At 69.6% G+C, this 19019-nt stretch carries 18 protein-coding genes; 14 read left to right on the forward strand and 4 right to left on the reverse strand.

Annotation, left to right across the window (positions count from 1 at the left end):
- The first annotated feature begins 60 nt into the window (after positions 1 to 60).
- The 5 genes from ilvD to AB7E03_RS01820 all read left to right on the forward strand — a co-directional run bounded on the left by ilvD (position 61) and on the right by AB7E03_RS01820 (position 5990).
- A complete protein-coding gene (ilvD, locus tag AB7E03_RS01800; RefSeq protein WP_410781350.1) occupies positions 61 to 1755 on the forward strand; it encodes a dihydroxy-acid dehydratase in 1695 nt (564 codons plus the stop codon).
- Between the two features lie 49 nt (positions 1756 to 1804).
- Positions 1805 to 3610, forward strand: a complete 1806-nt coding sequence (locus tag AB7E03_RS01805; RefSeq protein WP_489938767.1) for an acetolactate synthase large subunit — start codon at positions 1805 to 1807, stop codon at positions 3608 to 3610.
- Between the two features lie 2 nt (positions 3611 to 3612).
- Positions 3613 to 4122, forward strand: a complete 510-nt coding sequence (gene ilvN, locus AB7E03_RS01810) for an acetolactate synthase small subunit (RefSeq protein ID WP_441782613.1) — start codon at positions 3613 to 3615, stop codon at positions 4120 to 4122.
- Between the two features lie 35 nt (positions 4123 to 4157).
- The gene (ilvC, locus tag AB7E03_RS01815; RefSeq protein WP_489938770.1) at positions 4158 to 5186 is read left to right on the forward strand and encodes a ketol-acid reductoisomerase; all 1029 of its coding nucleotides are present in this window, start codon (positions 4158 to 4160) and stop codon (positions 5184 to 5186) included.
- A 75-nt stretch (positions 5187 to 5261) separates the two neighbouring features.
- Complete coding sequence (locus AB7E03_RS01820) at positions 5262 to 5990, forward strand: copper homeostasis protein CutC (RefSeq protein ID WP_489938772.1); 729 nt, start codon at positions 5262 to 5264, stop codon at positions 5988 to 5990.
- Positions 5991 to 6018: 28 nt separating this feature from the next.
- Here AB7E03_RS01820 and AB7E03_RS01825 read toward each other — a convergent pair whose 3' ends face one another.
- Positions 6019 to 6399, reverse strand: coding sequence for a DoxX family protein (locus AB7E03_RS01825; protein WP_489938774.1), 381 nt, complete (start codon positions 6397 to 6399; stop codon positions 6019 to 6021).
- Positions 6400 to 6546: 147 nt separating this feature from the next.
- On the opposite strand from AB7E03_RS01825, the gene serA reads away from it, so the two are divergent.
- Complete coding sequence (serA, locus tag AB7E03_RS01830; protein ID WP_489938776.1) at positions 6547 to 8139, forward strand: phosphoglycerate dehydrogenase; 1593 nt, start codon at positions 6547 to 6549, stop codon at positions 8137 to 8139.
- Positions 8140 to 8202: 63 nt separating this feature from the next.
- Here the strand turns inward: serA and AB7E03_RS01835 are convergent, their stop codons facing one another.
- A complete protein-coding gene (locus AB7E03_RS01835; RefSeq protein WP_489938778.1) occupies positions 8203 to 8763 on the reverse strand; it encodes a TetR family transcriptional regulator in 561 nt (186 codons plus the stop codon).
- Between the two features lie 60 nt (positions 8764 to 8823).
- Here AB7E03_RS01835 and AB7E03_RS01840 point away from each other — a divergent pair, with 60 nt between their 5' ends.
- The 4 genes from AB7E03_RS01840 to AB7E03_RS01855 all read left to right on the forward strand — a co-directional run bounded on the left by AB7E03_RS01840 (position 8824) and on the right by AB7E03_RS01855 (position 13640).
- On the forward strand, positions 8824 to 10350 hold the full coding sequence (locus tag AB7E03_RS01840) for an MFS transporter (protein WP_489938780.1): 1527 nt from the start codon (positions 8824 to 8826) through the stop codon (positions 10348 to 10350).
- Between the two features lie 101 nt (positions 10351 to 10451).
- Positions 10452 to 11507, forward strand: a complete 1056-nt coding sequence (locus tag AB7E03_RS01845; protein WP_489938782.1) for a 3-isopropylmalate dehydrogenase — start codon at positions 10452 to 10454, stop codon at positions 11505 to 11507.
- A 25-nt stretch (positions 11508 to 11532) separates the two neighbouring features.
- A complete protein-coding gene (locus AB7E03_RS01850; RefSeq protein ID WP_489938784.1) occupies positions 11533 to 12663 on the forward strand; it encodes a branched-chain amino acid aminotransferase in 1131 nt (376 codons plus the stop codon).
- A 95-nt stretch (positions 12664 to 12758) separates the two neighbouring features.
- The gene (locus tag AB7E03_RS01855) at positions 12759 to 13640 is read left to right on the forward strand and encodes a ketopantoate reductase family protein (RefSeq protein WP_489938786.1); all 882 of its coding nucleotides are present in this window, start codon (positions 12759 to 12761) and stop codon (positions 13638 to 13640) included.
- A 35-nt stretch (positions 13641 to 13675) separates the two neighbouring features.
- Here the strand turns inward: AB7E03_RS01855 and AB7E03_RS01860 are convergent, their stop codons facing one another.
- Positions 13676 to 14401 carry an SDR family NAD(P)-dependent oxidoreductase gene (locus tag AB7E03_RS01860; protein WP_489938788.1) on the reverse strand — a complete coding sequence of 242 codons (726 nt, stop codon included), beginning with the start codon at positions 14399 to 14401 and terminating at the stop codon, positions 13676 to 13678.
- A complete protein-coding gene (locus AB7E03_RS01865) occupies positions 14398 to 15138 on the reverse strand; it encodes a hypothetical protein (RefSeq protein ID WP_489938790.1) in 741 nt (246 codons plus the stop codon). The genes AB7E03_RS01860 and AB7E03_RS01865 overlap by 4 nt, the downstream gene beginning before the upstream one ends.
- 54 nt (positions 15139 to 15192) lie before the next feature.
- Between AB7E03_RS01865 and AB7E03_RS01870 the strand changes: the two genes are divergently transcribed.
- From AB7E03_RS01870 to AB7E03_RS01885, 4 genes are read left to right on the forward strand one after another with little or no spacing between them, the layout of a single operon-like run.
- Positions 15193 to 15681: a MarR family winged helix-turn-helix transcriptional regulator gene (locus tag AB7E03_RS01870; protein ID WP_489938792.1), complete on the forward strand. Its 489-nt coding sequence runs from the start codon at positions 15193 to 15195 to the stop codon at positions 15679 to 15681.
- 10 nt (positions 15682 to 15691) lie between these two features.
- Positions 15692 to 16477 carry a fumarylacetoacetate hydrolase family protein gene (locus AB7E03_RS01875; protein WP_489938794.1) on the forward strand — a complete coding sequence of 262 codons (786 nt, stop codon included), beginning with the start codon at positions 15692 to 15694 and terminating at the stop codon, positions 16475 to 16477.
- Between the two features lie 40 nt (positions 16478 to 16517).
- Positions 16518 to 18035 (forward strand): glutamate--tRNA ligase, encoded by a 1518-nt coding sequence (gltX, locus tag AB7E03_RS01880; RefSeq protein WP_489938796.1) that lies wholly within the window; start codon positions 16518 to 16520, stop codon positions 18033 to 18035.
- 5 nt (positions 18036 to 18040) lie between these two features.
- On the forward strand, positions 18041 to 18985 hold the full coding sequence (locus AB7E03_RS01885) for an NAD(P)/FAD-dependent oxidoreductase (RefSeq protein WP_489938798.1): 945 nt from the start codon (positions 18041 to 18043) through the stop codon (positions 18983 to 18985).
- Positions 18986 to 19019: the final 34 nt, after the last annotated feature.

Consider the following 19019-nt stretch of genomic DNA (forward strand, 5'->3'; position numbering starts at 1 on the left):
TTCTCCACGGGTGCGGGACGCATGGTCCGAGCGGCATTCGAGACGTCCTAGAGTTGTTCCATGCCAGAAGTCGATTGGAAGCCGCGTTCGCGCGTCGTCACGGACGGGATCGAAGCCACCACCAGCCGCGGTATGCTCCGCGCCGTCGGAATGGGTGACGAAGACTGGGAGAAGCCGCAGATCGGCATCGCCAGCTCGTGGAACGAGATCACCCCCTGCAACCTCTCGCTCGACCGTCTCGCGCAGGGCGCGAAGGAGGGCGTGCACGCCGGGGGCGGCTATCCGCTCCAGTTCGGCACCATCTCGGTCTCCGACGGCATCTCGATGGGCCACGAGGGGATGCACTTCTCGCTCGTATCGCGCGAGGTCATCGCCGACTCCGTCGAGACCGTGATGATGGCCGAGCGCCTCGACGGCACCGTCCTCCTCGCGGGCTGCGACAAGTCGCTCCCCGGCATGCTGATGGCAGCGGCCCGGCTGGATCTCTCGGCGGTGTTCCTCTACGCCGGGTCCATCGCGCCCGGCTGGGTGAAGCTCTCCGACGGCACGGAGAAGGACGTCACGATCATCGACTCCTTCGAGGCGGTCGGCGCGTGCAAGGCCGGCAAGATGAGCGAGGAAGACCTCAAGCGCATCGAGTGCGCCATCGCCCCGGGCGAGGGCGCCTGCGGCGGCATGTACACCGCGAACACGATGGCTTCGGTCGCAGAGGCGCTCGGGATGAGCCTGCCGGGCTCGGCAGCGCCGCCGTCGGCGGACCGTCGCCGTGACTACTACGCGCATCGCTCCGGCGAGGCCGTCGTGAACCTGCTCCGCAAGGGCATCACCGCTCGCGACATCCTCACCAAGAAGGCGTTCGAGAACGCCATCGCGGTGGCCATGGCGTTCGGCGGCTCGACCAACGTCGTCCTGCACCTGCTGGCCATCGCGCACGAGGCCGAGGTCGACCTGACGATCGACGACTTCAACCGCATCGGCGACAAGATCCCGCACATCGGCGACCTGAAGCCGTTCGGCAAGTACGTCATGAACGACGTCGACCGCCACGGCGGCGTCCCGGTCGTCATGAAGGCCCTGCTCGACGCGGGCCTGCTCCACGGCGACTGCCTGACCGTGACCGGCAAGACGGTGGCCGAGAACCTGGCCGAGATCAACCCGCCTGCACCCGACGGCGAGGTGATGCGGACGCTCGACAACCCGATCCACCCCACCGGCGGCATCACCATCCTCAAGGGCTCGCTCGCACCCGACGGCGCCGTCGTCAAGACGGCCGGCTTCGACGCCGAGGTGTTCGAGGGCCCGGCGCGCGTGTTCGAGCGCGAGCGGGAGGCGATGGACGCGCTGACCGAGGGCCGCATTTACGCGGGCGACGTCGTCATCATCCGGTACGAGGGCCCGAAGGGCGGTCCGGGGATGCGCGAGATGCTCGCCATCACCGCCGCCATCAAGGGCGCAGGCCTCGGCAAGGATGTACTACTATTGACGGACGGACGATTCTCAGGCGGCACAACCGGCCTGTGCATCGGCCACATAGCACCCGAAGCGGTGGACGCAGGTCCCATCGCCTTCGTGCGCGATGGTGATCTGATACGGGTCGATATCGCGGCTCGCTCCCTCGACCTACTTGTCGACGAGTCAGAGCTGACCGCCCGCCGTGAAGGCTGGGCGCCTCTTCCTCCGCGCTATACCCGTGGCGTTCTCGCGAAGTTCTCCAAGCTCGTGCGCTCCGCAGCCGAAGGCGCGGTCACGGGCTGAACGTCGCCGACACCATCCACTCTTCCTATGTAAGGGACTGATCACACGCATGTCCACGGATGCAACCCCCAGCAGTGTGTTGCCGTCCGCGGCGCCCGGTAAGGCGTCGCCCGAGAAGCTGACCGGCTCCCAGTCGGTCGTCCGCACCCTCGAGCTCCTCGGCGTCACCGACGTCTTCGGGCTCCCCGGCGGTGCCATCCTCCCCATCTACGACGCGATCATGGACTCCACGCGGATCCGTCACGTCCTCGTCCGCCACGAGCAGGGCGGCGGTCACGCCGCCGAAGGCTACGCGGTCGCGAGCAACAAGGTCGGAGTCGCTATGGCGACCTCCGGCCCCGGCGCGACGAACCTCGTCACCGCGATCATGGACGCGCACATGGACTCCGTCCCCGTCGTGTTCATCACCGGCCAGGTGTTCTCCACGCTCATGGGCACGGACGCGTTCCAGGAGGCCGACATCGTCGGCATCACCATGCCGATCACGAAGCACTCGTTCCTGGTGAAGGACGTCGAGGACATCCCTTCGACGATCGCGGCGGCGTACCACATCGCCGGGACCGGGCGTCCGGGTCCGGTGCTCGTCGACATCACCAAGGACGCGCAGCAGAACTCGGCGCCGTTCATCTGGCCGCCGAAGGTCGACCTGCCAGGCTACCGACCGATCACCAAGGCGCACGGCAAGCAGGTCCTCGCGGCCGCCCAGCTGCTCGCGGAGGCCAAGAAGCCGGTGCTCTACGTCGGTGGCGGCGTGATCCGCGCCCGTGCCTCGCAGGAACTCCTGGAGCTCGCCGAGGCGACGGGCGCGCCCGTGGTGACCACGCTCACCGCCCGCGGCGCCTTCCCGGACACGCACAAGCAGCACCTCGGCATGCCCGGCATGCACGGGACGGTGCCCGCGGTCCTCGCTCTGCAGGAGGCCGACCTGATCATCTCGCTCGGCGCGCGGTTCGATGACCGCGTGACGGGCAACACCTCCCTGTTCGCACCCAATGCGAAGATCGTGCACGTCGACGTCGACCCCGCCGAGATCTCCAAGATCCGAGTCGCCGACGTCCCCATCGTCGGCGATGCCAAGGACGTCATCGTCGATCTGACCGCGGCGTACCAGGAGGCGATCCGGGCGACCACGCCCGACACCGTCGAATGGTGGACGTACCTGAACGGGCTTCGTGAGGAGTTCCCGCTCGGCTACACGGCCACCACCGACGGCCTGCTCGCTCCGCAGTACGTCATCCAGCGCATCGGCGAACTGACCGGGCCGGAGGGCGTCTACGCCGCCGGCGTCGGCCAGCACCAGATGTGGGCGGCGCAGTTCATCAAGTACGAGCGCCCCAACTCGTGGCTCAACTCCGGCGGCGCCGGGACGATGGGCTACGCGGTGCCCGCGGCGATGGGTGCGAAGGTCTCGCAGCCGGACCGCACGGTGTGGGCGATCGACGGCGATGGATGCTTCCAGATGACAAATCAGGAGCTCGCCACCTGCACGATCAACAACATCCCGATCAAGGTCGCGATCATCAACAACTCGTCGCTCGGCATGGTGCGGCAGTGGCAGACCCTCTTCTACGACGGCCGCTACTCGAACACCGACCTGAACACCGGTCACGACACCGTGCGCGTCCCCGACTTCGTGAAGCTGGCGGAGGCGTACGGCGCCCTCGGCATCCGCGTCACGAAGGAGGAAGAGGTGGATGCCGCGATCAAGCTGGCGCTGGAGACCAACGACCGCCCGGTCGTCATCGACTTCGTCGTGAGCGCCGACGCGATGGTGTGGCCGATGGTGCCGCAGGGCGTCAGCAACAGCTACGTCCAGTACGCCCGCGACCACAGCCCGTCGTTCGGAGGGGAGTGACCATGAGCACGCACGTTCTGAGCCTCCTCGTGGAGGACAAGCCCGGTCTGCTGACGCGCGTGGCGGGCCTGTTCGCCCGTCGCGGCTTCAACATCCACTCGCTCGCGGTGGGCACCAGCGAGGTCGACGGCCTGTCGCGCATCACCGTCGTCGTCGACGTGGAAGAGCTCCCGCTCGAGCAGGTGACCAAGCAGCTGAACAAGCTGATCAACGTCATCAAGATCGTCGAGCTCGAACCGTCGCAGTCGGTGCAGCGCGAGCACCTGCTGATCAAGGTACGGGTGGACAACTCCACCCGCTCGCAGGTGCTCGAAGCGGTGAACCTCTTCCGCGCCCGCGTCGTCGATGTCGCGACCGACGCGCTCGTGATCGAGGTCACCGGCGACAGCGGCAAGACCCAGGCGCTGCTCAAGGTGCTCGAACCGTACGGCATCAAGGAGATGGCCCAGTCGGGCCTCCTCGCGATCGGCCGCGGCGGCAAGTCGATCACCGAGCGCGTTTTCAAAAACTAGAAGACCCACGAACCAACCAGCAAGGAGAAGCACCAGTGGCTGAGATCTATTACGACAACGACGCGGACCTCTCGATCATCCAGGGCAAGAAGGTCGCCGTCATCGGCTACGGCTCGCAGGGTCACGCGCACGCGCAGAACCTCCGCGACTCGGGCGTCGAGGTCGTCATCGGCCTCAAGGAGGGCTCGAAGTCGAAGCCCAAGGCCGAGGAGGCGGGCTTCCGCGTCCTCAGCGCGGCCGACGCGGCCGCCTGGGCCGACGTCATCGTGATCCTCGCACCGGACCAGGTGCAGCGTCACCTGTACGCCGACGACATCAAGGACAACCTGAAGGACGGCGACGCCCTCGTCTTCGGCCACGGGTTCAACATCCGTTTCGGTTACATCGAGGCGCCCGAGGGCGTCGACGTGATCATGGTCGCGCCGAAGGGCCCGGGGCACACCGTGCGCCGCGAGTACGAGGCCGGCCGCGGCGTCCCCGTGATCGTCGCCGTCGAGAAGGACTCGTCGGGTAACGCCTGGCCGCTCGTCCTCTCGTACGCCAAGGCGATCGGCGGCCTCCGCGCCGGCGGCATCAAGACCACCTTCACCGAGGAGACCGAGACCGACCTGTTCGGCGAGCAGGCCGTCCTCTGCGGCGGCGTCTCGCAGCTCGTCCAGTACGGCTTCGAGACCCTGACCGAGGCCGGCTACCAGCCGCAGGTCGCCTACTTCGAGGTGCTGCACGAGCTGAAGCTCATCGTCGACCTGATGTGGGAGGGTGGCATCGCCAAGCAGCGCTGGAGCGTCTCCGACACCGCCGAGTACGGCGACTACGTCTCCGGCCCGCGCGTCATCGACCCGCACGTCAAGGAGAACATGCAGGCGGTGCTCGCCGACATCCAGGACGGCACCTTCGCCAAGCGCTTCATCGCCGACCAGGACGCCGGCGCGCCGGAGTTCCTGGCCCTCCGCAAGAAGGGCGAGGAGCACCCGATCGAGGCGACCGGTCGCGAGCTGCGCAAGCTGTTCGCCTGGAACGCATCCAACGACGACGACTACGTCGACGGCGAGGTCGCGCGCTGATCCCAGCCCGCGCCACGCAGTAGTCTCGGGGTGCCGCACGCGACGCGTGCGCCACCCTTCTGCGTCAGGAGCCGTATGGGCATCGCCGTCGAGATCGCGGTCCAGGACATCGCCGGAGTACGCGTGGCCCTCGCGGAGGGCGCCGACCGGGTGGAGCTCTGCAGCGCCCTCGGCCTGGGCGGCCTGACACCGTCGGCGGGTCTCGTCCGGGCGGCGGTCGCCGAAACACGGGATGCCGGGCGCGACGGTTTCGTCCAGGTGCTCGTCCGGCCGCGGGGCGGCGGGTTCGTCTACGACGCCGACGAGCTCGCCCTGACCCTTGCCGACGTCCGCTTCGCGCAGGAGGCCGGTGCCTCCGGGGTCGTGGTGGGGGCGTTGACCGGCGACGGCGCGATCGATCTGGAGACTGTCCGGCGGATCGTCGCTGCGGCCGAAGGGCTCGAGGTGACCTTCCACCGGGCGATCGACGTCGTGCGTGATCCGGTCGCTTCCGCCGAAGCGCTCGCGGAGCTCGGCGTGACGCGCGTGCTGACCTCCGGCGGGGCCGCGCGCAGCATCGACGGCGTCGAGGTGCTCCAGGCTCTGTCAACGGCGGTCTCCGGGCGTCTGCAGGTCATGGCGGGCGGGGGAGTGCGGGTCGACGACATCCCGGCGCTTGCTGCCACGGGGATCGGCGCTGTGCATCTGTCGGCGCGGGAGCCGGTGCTCGGCGCGCCCAGCGGTCCCGGCGGTGGGGATGCCGCCTACGACGTCACCGATCCGGCGACAGTGCGTGCTGCGGTCGCCGCGGCGGCGCAGCGCTGACCGTCTGCGGCCACAGGACCGTCTGCCCCTACAGGGCGCAGAAAACGCAGAGCGCGATCAGGACGACCTGCAGGATGGCGCGCGGCACGAGCGGCGTGGCGAACACACCGAAGCGGTCCGTCTTCCCTGCGGCGTAGGCGTTCGCCGGGAACACGGCGATCAGGAAGACCGCCAGGCAGATCGCTGCGGCGACGCGGGTCGCCGGGATCAGCAGGCCGACTCCGCCCGCGAGTTCGCAGAGCCCGGTGAAGGCCACGAGGATGCTCGGCCGGACCACCCGCAGGGCCGGCGGGACCATCGCCGCCATCCCGCGCGACGGCCCCGGCACGAAGTGCAGCGCGCCCATCGCCACGAACACTACGGCCAGGGCGATGCGGACGATCAGCTGGGTGATCTCGAAAAGCGTCACCAGCCCATCCTCTCGCGCGGTCATCCACAGCCGGGCGTAACGCGGCGAAAAGCGCGCTTGACCGCCCGCTAGAGTTAACCCGTTCCGCGCCCCACCGACCGTGGCGCCCCTCCCAAGCCAGCCTCGCTTTTCGTAAGGATCTGCCACGTGACAAAGCCGGTCGTCCTGATCGCCGAAGAACTCTCGCCCGCCACCGTCGACGCCCTCGGGCCGGACTTCGAGGTCCGATCGGTGGATGGGACCGACCGGCCGGCCCTGCTCTCCGCCGTCGCGGACGCCGACGCCATCCTGGTGCGCTCCGCGACCAAGGTCGACGCCGAGGTCATCGCCGCCGCACCGGTCCTGAAGGTCATCGCCCGCGCCGGTGTGGGGCTCGACAACGTGGACATCAAGTCCGCGACCAACGCGGGCGTCATGGTCGTCAACGCTCCGACCTCCAACATCATCTCGGCCGCCGAGCTCACCGTCGGTCACATCCTGAGCCTCGCCCGTCACATCCCGGCGGCGCACGGCGCACTCGCGCAGGGCCAGTGGAAGCGGTCGAAGTACACGGGCGTCGAGCTCTACGAGAAGACGATCGGCATCATCGGCCTCGGCCGCATCGGGGCGCTCATCACGGCCCGCCTGCAGGCTTTCGGTACGAACGTCATCGCGTACGACCCCTATGTGACGAGCGCACGGGCGCAGCAGCTCGGCGTGCAGCTGGTGACGCTGGATGAGCTTCTCGCGCAGGCCGACTTCGTCACCATCCACATGCCGAAGACCCCCGAGACGACAGGGATGATCTCCGACGACCAGCTCGCCCTGATGAAGCCGACCGCTTTCGTCGTCAACGTGGCGCGCGGCGGTCTCATCGATGAGGATGCGCTGTACCGCGCCCTCACGACCGGCACGATCGCCGGCGCCGGCCTCGACGTTTTCGTCTCCGAGCCGCCGCAGGAATCGCCGCTGCTCGAGCTGCCCAACGTGGTGGTCACGCCGCACCTGGGCGCCTCGACGGATGAAGCGCAGGAGAAGGCGGGTGTCTCCGTCGCACGCTCGGTGCGCCTCGCGCTGTCGGGCGAGCTCGTGCCGGACGCGGTGAATGTCGCGGGCGGCGTCATCGACCCGTACGTGCGCCCCGGGATCCCGCTCGTCGAGAAGCTCGGCCAGGTGTTCTCCGGTCTCGCCCACAGCCCGGTCACCAGCGTCGACGTAGAGGTGCGCGGAGAGCTCGCCGACTACGACGTCAGCGTGCTGAAGCTGGCAGCGCTCAAGGGCATCTTCACCAACATCGTCAGCGAGACCGTGTCCTACGTGAACGCGCCGCTGCTCGCGGATCAGCGCGGCATCGAGGTTCGGCTTATCACCGACTCGGTCAGCGAGGAGTACCGCAACCTGATCACGCTGCGTGGCGCGCTCAGCGACGGGTCGCAGATCTCGGTGTCCGGCACGCTGACCGGCCCGAAGCAGATCGAGAAGATCGTCGGCATCAACGGCTACGACGTGGAGGTGCCGGTCGCCGAGCACCTCGTCGTCATGGTCTACGATGACCGCCCCGGCATCGTCGCCGTCTACGGCCGCGAGTTCGGCGAGGCCGCGATCAACATCGCGGGCATGCAGATCGCCCGAACGTCCGCCGGAGGCAAGGCGCTGAGCGTTCTCACGGTCGACTCGCGCGTGCCGGACGGCCTGCTCGAGAAGGTGCGGCTGGCGATCGACGCCGACCTCATGCAGGAGATCGACATCACCGAGTCCTGAGGCTCGGCGGCATTTCGGCCGGCCTCAGCGTGGTTCGGGGAGACTCAGCGGGGTTCCGGAGACTCAGCGACCCTCGGCGAACCGGCGGATGAGGGCGACCAGTTCGTCCACGTCGGTCTCGTCGCGGAGCACGTTGTTGGCCGCCGGCAGCAGCGCGGTGTTGTAGTACATCCCATCGCCGATCAGCATGATCGTGCGCGCGACGAGGGGATCGCCCACGGCCTCCTGCAGCACTGCCAGCCATTGACGCTGGGCGCTCGCCAGCGCGTCGCGCGCCCGCGGGTCCGCCGCCTGCGCCAGGCGCGCGATGGCCACGACCGCCCGCTCGAAGCGGGAGTCGGTGGGGATGGACGTGCGCAGGAAGTAGTCGACCGGGCCGTCTTCCGCCGCCCGCATGCGCGCCACATCCTCGTCGATGAGTGCCGCGAACCGGTCGAGTACGCCCGCCACGAGCGCCTCCTTGGAGGCGAAGTGGTACAGCAGTCCACCCTTGGAGACCCCGGCGCGCGCGGCGACGGCGTCGAGCGTGGCCGCACGCTCACTCTGCTCCGCGAGCAGTTCTTCGAACGCATCGAGCACGCGGTCGCGGGCAGACGGGGAGTCGGATGCGGTGGCGGGCGGCATGAGAGCCATGCTAGCCGCATCCGCTTGCCACTGTACCGTCCGGACGGTACAGTAGATCGCATGTCCGCGACCACGACCCTCTCGACCCCCGCGGCCACCCGCGCCGGCGCGCGCGGGTGGCTCGCGCTCGGCGTCCTCATGCTCCCGACCCTGCTCGTCTCGGTCGACAACACGGTGCTCAGCTTCGCGCTGCCCGCGATCTCCGAGGCCCTGAAGCCCTCGGCGACCGGGATGCTGTGGATCGTCGACGTATACCCGCTCGTGCTCGCGGGCCTGCTCGTCGCGATGGGCAGCCTGGGCGACAGGATCGGCCGCCGCCGCCTGCTCCTCATCGGCGCGACCGGCTTCGCCGCGGTGTCCGCGGTTGCGGCGTTCGCGCCGACCGCCGAACTGCTGATCGCCGCCCGTGCCGCGCTCGGCGTCTTCGGCGCCATGCTCATGCCGTCGACGCTGTCGCTGCTCCGCGGCGTCTTCGCCGACCGCGAGCAGCGCCGGCTCGCGATCGCGATCTGGTCGTCCGGCTTCGCCGCTGGGTCGGCCCTCGGCCCGATCGTCGGTGGCCTGCTGCTGGAGCACTTCTGGTGGGGCTCGGTGTTCCTGCTGGCCGTGCCCGTCCTCATCCCGCTGCTGGTCCTCGCCCCGCTGCTCGTGCGCGAGTCGCGCGACCCGGCGCCCGGTCCGGTGGATGTGCCCGGCATCGTGCTGTCGCTGCTCACCATGGCGCCGGTCGTGTACGGCATCAAGACGCTCGCGGTCGACGGGTTCTCGCCGGTCGCTGTCCTCGCGATCGCCGTGGGCGTGGGATGCGGTGCGCTGTTCGTCCGTCGCCAGCTGCGGCGCCCGATCCCGATGCTCGACATGCGACTGTTCACGCGTCCGGCGTTCAGCGGTGCCGTCGTGGTGAACCTGCTCAGCGTCGTCTCGCTCGTCGGCTTCCTGTTCTTCGTCTCGCAGCACCTGCAGCTGGTGCTAGGGCTGACGCCCATCCAGGCGGGCATGGTGCTCGTGCCGGGCCTCGCGACGATGATCGTGGCGAGCCTCGTGGTGGTGCCGATCGCCCGCCGGATCCGCCCGGGCATCGTCATCGCCGGCGGCCTGACGCTGTCAGCCGGCGGCTACCTGCTGGTCGCCATGACCGGTGGCGGTGCGCCGTGGAGTGTGCTCCTTGCCGCCTTCGTGCTGCTGGGGGCGGGTATCGGCGCAGCGGAGACGGTCTCGAACGAGCTCGCGATCTCGACCGCTCCGGCGGCGAAGGCGGGCGCAGCCTCGGCCGTCTGGGAGACGGCGTACGAGCTGGGGGCGGTGCTCGGCACGGCGACGCTCGGGACGCTGATCACGGCGTCCTACCGGGCGGCGCTCGTCATCCCGGACGGGTTGACGGCCGCGCAGTCCGATGCGGCGGGCGAGACCCTCGGCGGGGCCGTGACGGTCGCGCGCGGGCTGCCCGGACCGCTCGCCGGGGAGCTGCTGGCCTCCGCGCGTGCCGCCTTCGACAGCGGCGTGGGGGTGACGGCCGTCATCGGTGCTGCGCTGGTCGCTTCCGCGGCAGTCGTCGCCCTGGTGACCCTGCGTCGCGTCCGCTCCTGACCGGCCGCTTCTGGCCGACGGGTCTGACCAGCCATCGGCATCAGCGGGGCGGCGATAGGGTGGCACTACCGATTCCGCCCATCGATCAGCGCAGGAGTGCCATGTCCCGTTCCGTCAAGCTCGCCGTCATCCCCGGGGACGGGATCGGTCCGGAGGTCATCGGCGAGGCCGTCAAGGTGCTCGACGCGGTGGTGGACGGCAGCGACCTGTCGTTCGAGAAGACGCACTTCTCCCTCGGCGCCGACCGCTACCTGGCCACCGGTGACGTGCTGACGGACGACGACCTGGCCGCAATCGCTGCGCACGACGCCATCCTGCTCGGCGCGGTCGGCGGCAAGCCCGGTGACCCGCGGCTCGCGGGGGCGAACATCGAGCGTGGTCTGCTGTTGAAGCTGCGCTTCTCGCTCGACCACTACGTCAATCTTCGCCCGACGACGTTGTTCCCGGGCATCGCGAGCCCGCTCGCGAACCCGGGCGACGTCGACTTCGTCGTGGTTCGCGAGGGCACCGAGGGGCCGTACGTCGGCAACGGCGGCGCGATCCGGCAGGGCACCGACCACGAGATCGCCAACGAGGTGTCGGTGAACACCGCCTACGGCGTCGAGCGCGTCGTGCGGTTCGCGTTCGAGCAGGCCGAGCAGCGACGCCGGAAGCTGACCCTCGTGCACAAGACGAACGTCCTCACCTTCGCCGGCGGTCTGTGGAAGCGGATCGTGGATGCGGTGGCCGCCGAGCATCCCGACGTCGCGGTCGATTACCTGCACGTGGATGCGGCGACCATCTTCCTGGTCACGGATCCTGGTAGATTCGACGTGATCGTCACGGACAACCTCTTCGGCGACATCCTCACCGACCTCGCGGCCGCGATCAGCGGCGGCATCGGGCTGGCGGCCTCGGGCAACATCAACCCGGCCGGGGCCTTTCCGAGCATGTTCGAGCCGGTTCACGGATCGGCCCCCGACATCGCCGGCCAGCAGAAGGCCGACCCCACCGCCGCGATCCTCTCCACCGCGCTCCTGCTCCGCCACCTGGGCGAGAAGGAGCTGGCCGAGCGTGTCGAGCAGGCGGTGACCGCCGACCTCGCCGCCCGCACGGGCGCTGCGCGAACGACCGCCGAGATCGGCGACGCGATCGCCGCGCGAGTGGCGCAGAATTGATTCACCGTCGCGTAAAGGACCAGTCATGACCTCGACCAGCATCTCTCTCACCAACGGACCCACCGAGACGTCGGGTCTGCTCTGGAACGTCAGCCGCAATGAGGCCGCCCGCGAGGCGGCCGCACGTGCGGAGATCCTGGCGGATCCGGGGTTCGGCAACTACTTCACCGACCACATGGTCGACATCTGCTGGTCGGCGAAGGGCGGCTGGCACCGGCCGCGCGTCTCACCGTACGGCCCCATCCAGCTGGAGCCCTCGGCCGCGGTGTTCCACTACGCGCAGGAGATCTTCGAGGGGCTCAAGGCCTACCGCCACCAGGACGGCTCGATCTGGGCCTTCCGCCCGGAGGCGAACGCGGCGCGCATGCAGCGCTCGGCCTACCGGCTGGCGCTGCCCGAGCTGCCGGTGGAGCACTTCCTCGACTCGCTCAAGCAGCTGATCGCGGTCGACGGCGACTGGGTTCCGGATGCGGCGGAGACGAGCCTGTACCTGCGGCCGTTCATGTTCGCCAAGGAGGCGTTCCTCGGCGTGCGCCCGGCCAACAAGGTCGCCTACTACCTGATCGCCAGCCCCGCGGGCGCGTACTTCCCGAGCGGTGTCGCCCCGGTGTCCATCTGGCTGTCCGACCGCTGGTCGCGCGCAGGCAAGGGCGGCACGGGTGCGGCGAAGACCGGCGGCAACTACGCCTCCAGCCTGCTGCCCCAGGCGGAGGCGTACGAGCACGGCTGCGCACAGGTGCTCTTCCTCGACTCGGTCGAGGGCACGTATCTCGAAGAGCTTGGCGGGATGAACGTCGTGCTGGTCCGTAAGGACGGCACGCTGGTGACGCCAGAGTCGGACAGCATCCTCGAGGGCATCACCCTCGACTCGGTCCTGCAGCTCGCGCGCGATCGTGGCCACACCGTGGAGCGCCGCAAGGTGACCCTGGACGAGTGGCGCGACGGCGTGGAGTCCGGCGACATCGTCGAGGTGTTCGCCTGCGGGACGGCCGCGGTTATCACTCCGATCGGCGAGCTGAAGTCGGACACCTTCACGGTGGGCGACATCACGGCGCCTCCCGGCGAGCTGACCATGTCGCTGCGCCAGGAACTCACCGACATCCAGTACGGCCGCATCCACGACCGCCACAACTGGATGTACCGCCTCGACGCGTAGGTTTCCATTTCGCGAGGTGCTCGCAGTTGCCCTCGACACGCCGTGCGCCCCCGCACCTGCGAGCACCTCGGCGAGGCGGATGAGGGGAGTGTGGGGTGACGGACGGTGACGAGACCGTGTTCGCGGTCGTCGGACCGGGAGCAGTCGGTGGACTGCTCGCGTGGTTGCTGCGGCGCGCCGGGCACGACGTGGTCGCGGTCGGGCGGCAGGCGACGGTGGATGCGATCAACCGCGACGGCATCGAGGTACGGAGCGAGCTGTTCGGCAGCGGCATCGAGCGGGTGAGGGCCGCCACCGAGGTGCCGGAGGGTGCGAGCGTCATCCTCGCGACGAAGTCCTACGGGCTGGAGGATGTGCTCCCCGGGATCGTCTCCGCGAACCCCGCCGAGGTGATCTCGTTCCTGAACGGGATCGAGCACATGCGGCCGCTGCGGGACGCCCTGCCCGGGATTCCGGTCGCTGGTGCGTCCGTCGCCGTGTCGGCTCTGCGCGCATCCACCACCGTGATCGACCACCGCAGCCCGTTCGTCCGCGTCGAAGCCCCCGAGTCCGCTGCGGATTTCGCGGCCGTGCGGGCGCTGACGGATGCGGGTCCGAGCGTGCGGGTCAGTGGCAGCGAGGCGGAAGTACTGTGGGCGAAGTTCCGCCTGCTCGCCTCCCTTGCGCTGCTCACGTCGTACTGGCGGCAGCCGGCGGGTGCTGCACTGAGCGAGGACCCGGAGCTGACGGAGGCCGTCGTCTCCGAGGTCGCCGCCTGCTCGACGGCCGAGGGCGTGCCGGCCTCCGAACTGGACCTCGTGCGCGCTCTCCGCAGCGTCCCCGGCGGGATGCGGACCTCCCTTCAGGAGGATCTCGCGGCCGGTGCGCCGAGCGAACTCGACGCGCTCGGCGGGGCGCTCATACGTGTGGGCGAGCGCCACGGCATCCCGACGCCCGCCCTCGCGCGCATCCTCTCGGCGCTGGACGCGGACTCCTAGCTCGTCGCAGCGGTCCGAAAGAGGGCGATGCCCGGTCAGGCGGCCGCGGTCTTGCCGCCGTCGACGGGAAGGGCGACACCCGTGACGAAGGACGCCGCCGGGGAGGCCAGCCAGGCGACGGCCTCTGCCACCTCGTCGGCGCGGCCCATGCGCCGCATCGGGATGTACGACCCGATGGCCTCACGGACTGCGGCGGGCTGCGCCATGACGAGCCCCGATTCGATCGGACCGGGGCAGACCGCGTTGATGCGGATGCCGCGGGCGGCATAGTCGAGGGCGGCGGTGCGGGTCAGTCCGACGACGCCGTGCTTGGCTGCGGCGTATGCGCCCATGCCCGGTGCCCCGCCGATTCCCGCGGTCGATGACACGTTCACGATCGCACCGCCGTCGCGGATCAGGGACAGCTCGGCCTGCAGACACAGCGCGAGCCCGGTGAGGTCCGTATGGAGAATATGGACGACGACCTCTTCGGGGAGATCTGCGAAGGGTGTCGGCGGATGCGATACGCCGGCATTGTTCACCGCGACGTCGATGCCGTCGTCCGCATTCGCAGTCAGGAAACCGCGCACCGCGCCGGGCTCGGCAGCGTCGAACGCGCCCGTGGAGACGATGACCCCCTCGGCTCGCAGCTCGGCCGCCAGCGCGTCCAGCTGAGCGGCGTCGCGGGCGACGAGGAGCATCCGATCCGAGTTCGCGGCGATCCTACGGGCGATCGCCGAACCGATCAGGCCGTTGGCGCCGACGACGAGCGCCGTGCTCACGGCACGTCCTCGCCCTCTGCTCCGATGCCTCCGTCGTCTGCGCCCCGCGGCCGGCGTTTCGCCCGGTTCACTGGGAGCAGGAACGCGATGGCGATCAGCCACGCGCCTCCGCCGAAACGGACGATGGGAAGCAGAGGCTGCAACGGCTCGAGGGCGAGCGTGAGGAACGACAGCTCGCCGAGAGCGCCGAGCACGAGCCCGATTCCGGCGACCCAGCGGGGGAGCAGCCGGAGGATGTAGGCCGGGACGGCGATGCCGGCCATCAGCAGGCCGAGCCCGGTGGCGTAGCCCACTCCGCCGAACCCGAAGGCGAAGCGAGCGAGGGTGGCGGTGACCGCATCCGCACCGGGTCCGCTCGGGAAGCTGAGCGACCAGGTGACGAGGGCGGAGGTCAGCAGCGCGAACGACGCGGCGATCCCGCCGTACAGCCCGATGACGGGACCGGGAACGCGCACGCCCAGACGTAACTGACGTGCGTAGACCGTGGCGGCGAAGATTCCGAGAGGGACGGCCGACCCGAAGGTCAGCAGTGCCCCGACGCGCACCGCGGTCGGATTCAGCGCATACCAGGCGGCCACCTCGCGAGGGGTGGCGAACGGGTCGGGCGCGGATCCGGTTCCCACCAGCAGCGTCGCGACTCCGGCAAGCGTCAAGACGAAGGCGACGATCGCCAGCGGGCCGAGAGGCGGGCCGCCCGATTGCGAGCGGCGGCTCGGGGAGGGGTTCAGTTCGGTCATGCCATTAATGATGCATACGGTGAATCATTCTGTCAATGGAGCTATGATCGCTGTGTGACCTCAAGTCGGCCCGCTCGCATCGGGTTCCTCGTCTCCCAGCTCGGCGCCTTCGCCTCAGCCCGTTTCGGCGAACTCATCAAGCCGTCCGGGCTGACGCCCGCGACGGCCGGCGTCTTGCGCATCCTCTCCAGAGAGCCCGGGCTGAGCCAGCGAGCGCTGGCGACGCGGCTGGGCTCCGCTCCCAGCCGGGTAGTCGTTCTCGTCGATGCGCTCGAGGCGGCGGGCCTGGTGATGCGGAGCCGCGACCCGCTGGACCGCCGCAATCATCGGCTGGAGGTGACGGAAGCGGGGGACGTCGCCCTCGGCACCCTGCGTGCCGCCGCCGACACCCAGAGCGCCGATCTCCTCGCGCCTCTCGCGGCGGAGGAGCGGGACGTGTTCACGGCGCTGGTCGCGAAACTGGCCGCCGCCCACCGGCTCGACCCCGAGGTCCATTCGGGCTACGCCGAGGGCGACCCCTCGCGCGCATCCTCTCGGCGCTAGGCTCGAACTCGTGAAGATCGCACGTTTCAGCCACACCCGCGACGGCTCGACCTCGCCGGTGATCGACTACGGCATCGTGGACGAGGACGCCCTGGTGGTGCTCGCCGGCGACCCGATGTTCACCGGGTTCGACACGACCGGGGAGCGCGTGCCGCTCGGCAAGGTCGGCTCGCTGCTCGCGCCGGTCATCCCGCGCTCGAAGGTGGTCGCCGTCGGCAAGAACTACCGTGAGCACGCCGCCGAGATGGGCGGTGAGGCGCCCGGAGAGCCGCTGCTGTTCCTGAAGCCGAACACCGCGGTGATCGGCCTGGGCGATGCGATCGTCGTGCCGCCGCAGTCGCAGCGCGTCGACTACGAGGGCGAGCTGGCCGTCGTGATCGGGAAGATCGCCCGCAACGTCCGCGCCGAGGACGCCGCCGCGCACATCTTCGGCTACACGGTCGCCAACGACGTGACCGCCCGTGACCTGCAGGAGAAGGACGGGCAGTGGACGCGCGCGAAAGGCTTCGACACGTTCTGCCCGCTCGGGCCGGTGATCGAGACGGAGCTCGCACCGGACGCAATCCTGCGCACGCGACTGAATGGCGAGCTCAAGCAGGAGGCGCCGATCTCGGACATGGTGCACGACATCCCCTCGATCATCGCCTACGCGTCGAGCGTGTTCACGCTGCTGCCCGGGGATGTCATCCTGACCGGGACGCCGTCGGGCATCGGCCCGATGAATCCCGGCGACACTGTCGAGGTGGAGGTCGAGGGCGTCGGTTCGCTGGTGAATCCGGTGCGCGCTCCGAAGTAGCGCGCCCCCACAGGAGCGTCCCCGGTAGGATCGAAGACGTATGTCTGACTCGATCGCTCACCCGTTCTCCACCGCCGAAGGCGCCGATGTGCGCGTGCGGTTCTGCCCGTCGCCCACCGGCACGCCGCACGTCGGCCTCATCCGCACGGCCCTGTTCAACTGGGCGTACGCGCGCCACACCGGCGGCAAGCTGATCTTCCGTATCGAAGACACCGACGCCGCGCGCGACAGCGAGGAGAGCTACCAGCAGATCCTGGATGCGCTCCGCTGGCTCCGCCTCGACTGGGACGAGGGTATCGACGTGGGCGGCCCCGACGGCCCGTACCGGCAGTCGCAGCGCTACGGCATCTACCAGGACCTGATCGAGCGTCTCCGTGCCTCCGGTCACATCTACGAGAGCTTCGCCACCGCCGAAGAGATCGAGGCCCGCAACATCTCGCTGGGCCGCGACCCGAAGCTCGGCTACGACAACTTCGAGCGCCACCTCACCGACGAGCAGAAGGCCGCCTACCGCGCCGAGGGCCGGGAGCCCGCTCTGCGGCTGCGGGTGCCGGACGACGACCTCAGTTTCGACGACCTGGTGCGGGGCGAGATCACCTTCAAGGCCGGTTCGTTCAGCGACTTCGTCGTCGTGCGGCCGAATGGGCATCCCCTCTACACGTTCGTGAACCCGGTGGATGACGCCCTCATGGGCATCACGCACGTGCTCCGCGGTGAGGACCTGCTGTCCTCCACCCCGCGGCAGATCGCGCTGTACCACGCGCTGATCGACGCAGGAGTGACGACCTTCGTCCCGCGTTTCGGTCACCTCCCGTACGTCATGGGCGAGGGTAACAAGAAGCTGTCCAAGCGCGACCCGTCGTCGAACCTGTTCCACCACCGTGACCGCGGCTTCATCCCCGAGGGGCTGGTGAACTACCTGGCGCTGCTCGGCTGGTCGCTGACGCACGACCGCGACGTCTTCTCGCTGGAGGAGATGGTGGCGGCGTTCGACGTGAAGGACGTGAACCCGAACCCGGCGCGCTTCGACCTGAAGAAGGCCGAGTCGATCAACGGGGACCACATCCGTCTGCTCGATGTCTCCGACTTCGCCGAGCGCACCATCCCGTACCTCGTCGCGGCCGGTGTGCTCGAGGAGCCGCTGACGCCCGCCCAGCACGAGGTGCTCGCGAAGGCGGCGCCGCTCGTCCAGGAGCGCGTCCAGCTGCTGGGGGAGACGCCCGGGATGCTGGGCTTCCTGTTCACCGATGCGGTATCCCTCGTGATCGAGGAGGACGCGCGCGCGTCCCTTCCGGACAACGCCGGCGAGGTGCTGGCCGCATCTCTCGGCGCCCTGGAGCTTGTTCCCGAGGCAGAGTGGACGCACGAGAGCATCGAGTCCGCCCTGCGCGACGCGCTGATCGAGGGGCTCGGATTGAAGCCCCGGGTCGCCTTCGGCCCGCTCCGGGTCGCCCTGTCCGGTCGCCGGGTGTCGCCGCCACTGTTCGAGTCGATGGAGATCCTCGGCAAGGACGAGACGATCGCGCGGCTGGACCGGCTGTCGGCGGCACTGGGATAGGCGCGATGGCCGACGATTCGTCGTACGAGGTCGTCGTCATCGGCGGCGGCCCGGCCGGGCTGTCGGCGGCGCTCAACCTGGCACGCGCCCGGCGGCGCGTGCTGGTGGTGGACGGCAACCGTCCCCGGCACGCCGCGACCCTGCTCGCGCACGGCTTCCTGACCCGCGACGGCATCTCTCCGCTCGAGCTGCGACGGATGGGCCGGGAGGAGGTCGATGCGTACGAGAACGCATCCGTGGTCTTCGCGCAGGTGGGCGCCGTGTCCGTCGAGGGTGACGGCTTCCGGGTCACCGCCCGCGGAGTGCGCGGCGGCGCGGATGTCGACGTGCGCACGGACACCGTACTGATCGCGACGGGCGTGACGGAGACGATGCCGGCCATCCCGAGCCTGCGCGCCTTCTACGGGACCCAGCTGCACAGCTGCATCGAGTGCGACGGGTACGAGTCGGCGGGTAAGCCGCTCGCCCTCATCGGCGAGACATCCGATCTCGCCGAGCGCGCCCTGCTTCTCACGCAGTGGACGGACGACCTCCTCGTGTTCACGAACGGCGCAGACGTCGTCGAGGTGGACGAGGAGCGCGCGCTCGCGCGGCTCGGCGTGACCGTCGAGCGCCGCCGGATCGACGACGTGGTGGGGGAGAAGGGCGTGATGACCGGCATCCGGATGGAGGACGGCACGACCATCGCGCGGGCCGGCGGATTCCTCCGTCCCGTGTGGTCGCCCGCCCTCGCATTCGCGGAGGATCTGGACCTCGACAGCGACTCGGAGGGCTACCTCCTCACAGACGCGCACGGCCGTACCTCCCTGCCCGGCGTATACGCCGCAGGGGAGACGACGGCCCCCGGTCCGCAGCAGCTGATCGTGGCGGCGGGGTCCGGCGCGGTGGTCGCGGCGGCGCTCAACCGTGACCTCATCGGGCTCTCCCTGGAGGACGCCGCCGTTTTGTAGTCCGGCCTTCGGGTAGGCTAGAGTTGGTTCTCGT

Source organism: Leifsonia sp. RCC_180 (assembly GCF_058138205.1).

Bases quoted from the DNA above. Each gene is read 5' to 3' on its own strand.
- AB7E03_RS01835 (WP_489938778.1), bottom strand. From the start codon at position 8,763: ATGCCGCCCGCCACCGCATCCGACTCCCCGTCTGCCCGCGACCGCGTG.
- gltX (WP_489938796.1), top strand. From the start codon at position 16,518: ATGTCTGACTCGATCGCTCACCCGTTCTCCACCGCCGAAGGCGCCGAT.
- AB7E03_RS01850 (WP_489938784.1), top strand. From the start codon at position 11,533: ATGACCTCGACCAGCATCTCTCTCACCAACGGACCCACCGAGACGTCG.
- ilvN (WP_441782613.1), top strand. From the start codon at position 3,613: ATGAGCACGCACGTTCTGAGCCTCCTCGTGGAGGACAAGCCCGGTCTG.
- AB7E03_RS01865 (WP_489938790.1), bottom strand. From the start codon at position 15,138: ATGACCGAACTGAACCCCTCCCCGAGCCGCCGCTCGCAATCGGGCGGC.
- AB7E03_RS01840 (WP_489938780.1), top strand. From the start codon at position 8,824: ATGTCCGCGACCACGACCCTCTCGACCCCCGCGGCCACCCGCGCCGGC.
- AB7E03_RS01845 (WP_489938782.1), top strand. From the start codon at position 10,452: ATGTCCCGTTCCGTCAAGCTCGCCGTCATCCCCGGGGACGGGATCGGT.
- AB7E03_RS01885 (WP_489938798.1), top strand. From the start codon at position 18,041: ATGGCCGACGATTCGTCGTACGAGGTCGTCGTCATCGGCGGCGGCCCG.
- ilvD (WP_410781350.1), top strand. From the start codon at position 61: ATGCCAGAAGTCGATTGGAAGCCGCGTTCGCGCGTCGTCACGGACGGG.
- AB7E03_RS01820 (WP_489938772.1), top strand. From the start codon at position 5,262: ATGGGCATCGCCGTCGAGATCGCGGTCCAGGACATCGCCGGAGTACGC.
- AB7E03_RS01805 (WP_489938767.1), top strand. From the start codon at position 1,805: ATGTCCACGGATGCAACCCCCAGCAGTGTGTTGCCGTCCGCGGCGCCC.